This is a genomic window from Chryseobacterium sp. MHB01, from assembly GCF_034651565.1.
GTDB classification, from domain to species: domain Bacteria; phylum Bacteroidota; class Bacteroidia; order Flavobacteriales; family Weeksellaceae; genus Chryseobacterium; species Chryseobacterium nepalense.
Genome location: NZ_JAYEDA010000041.1, coordinates 1 through 1,629, shown reverse-complemented (window position 1 = coordinate 1,629; position 1,629 = coordinate 1). Strand labels below are relative to the sequence as shown.

Sequence of the window (1,629 nt, the reverse complement as noted above, 5' to 3'; positions counted from 1 at the left end):
TTATTAGAGGCATTCACAATTGCCGTGATCAGCGAAGCGGGAATATCCGACAGTTTGGCACCTTCTATTTTAGCAATAGGTACTGTTTTATTATATCCCCAGATAATTGTGGTTGGAAAACCTGCTGAACCTGCATCAGGAAAACTGGTATACTGTACCGGATTGCCTTTGTCATCATAGAGATCGTACGATATATTCTTAAAGGATTGGGATGGAGTATCCGGAAAATAGCTGATCTGTGATGTCGGATAATAATTTGAGCTGTTGTCAAATTTGGTTTCAGATTTTGAAACCAGCTTCCCGTTTCTTTTCATTTCTGATTTTACCGGAACCGAAATAATTCCTGCATTCCAAAGCTTTGGAGTTTCCAGGGCTACACCCCACGGATAGGTAATATTCTGTTCATTGACTGTTCCATCAGATTCTGTTGTTTTTTTATAAATAATATTAAAATCTTTGGTGTCTCTTACTGTTTCCGAAGCCACCGTCAAGAGATCAGATCCGGTTTGAGTGGTGGTCGTAGAAAACTGCTTTTTAATCATGGAACTTTTTCCTGTAGAAGAAGTTACCTGATAAAATTCATAGTCATTGGTTTCTTTGGCAACAATGGCATTCTCTTTATTATAGACTTCCGTTTTCTCGACAATACCGTTCATTAAAAGATTATAATAGTTTAGATCCGCAACTTTTAAGGTCCCGTCAGAATTTAGATTTTCAGTATAATCTTCCAGGGTTTTGACATAATACTTGGTATAACCTCCATTTTGTCCTACCGTTTCTTTTACGTTTTTATAGACAACCCCTATTTCATCCTCATAAAAAAAGCCGCTTGTTCTCGTATTATCTGTAAATTTCTGATAGTCATAGCTTTTGGTCTGCGAGGGAACTAAGGTATTTCCGTCATAGTATTCGATCTTCTTAATGCGGACTCCTTTTCCTGTTGAATAATTCGGAAGCGGCTTGGATTTATAGCGGATACGCTTAATAACAACCGTTCCTTTTCCGCCCGTACCCGTGATTTTGATTGTATTATTTCCGGACATATATTTTTTATGCCCGTCGGAAGTTAAAATTCCTGATGTGATTTCTGCATTTATGAAAGGATTCCCGTTCTCGTCAACAATAGGGCTGTTATAATATTCACTGGCATCCACCCAATATTCCAGGTAGCTTGATCCTTCTGTATTGTCCGGGTTTGCAGGAAGATTAAAAAGCAGGTTGGTCCCGAAATTCGTATCAAAATTAATACTGGCAATATCCTGGTAATATTGCGCTTCCCGATCTGTTAACGTATGCGGCGGAGCTAATACCAACAGATAATTAGCCGTATTTTTATCAATATAATACTGATTAGGCTCATACTCATACTTAACGGTAGTTCCGGTCGGAAATTTAATACTTGTCAGTAAACCTAATCCCAAATATCTGGGATTCTCTGACTCGTTTTCGAAGCAGGGTTTGTAAGGGTTAACGGCTTCTGTCCATCCAACATTATCAAACGGATTGACGGCATAAAAGAACTCCGTTGCCTGATACTCTGAAAGTGATGCATTGTATTTTAAAACCTTATTCAGGATTCTTTTGTTTTGTGTTTCTGAATAAAGACAAGGTGAAGGTAGTGCAGGAGTA

General features: G+C 38.3%; 1 protein-coding gene. It reads right to left on the bottom strand.

Translation table 11 applies throughout. From position 1 onward, the window contains the following. Positions 1-1,629 (bottom strand): hypothetical protein (locus U9K52_RS21150; protein WP_322928016.1); only part of this gene is annotated, 1,629 nt, incomplete at both ends.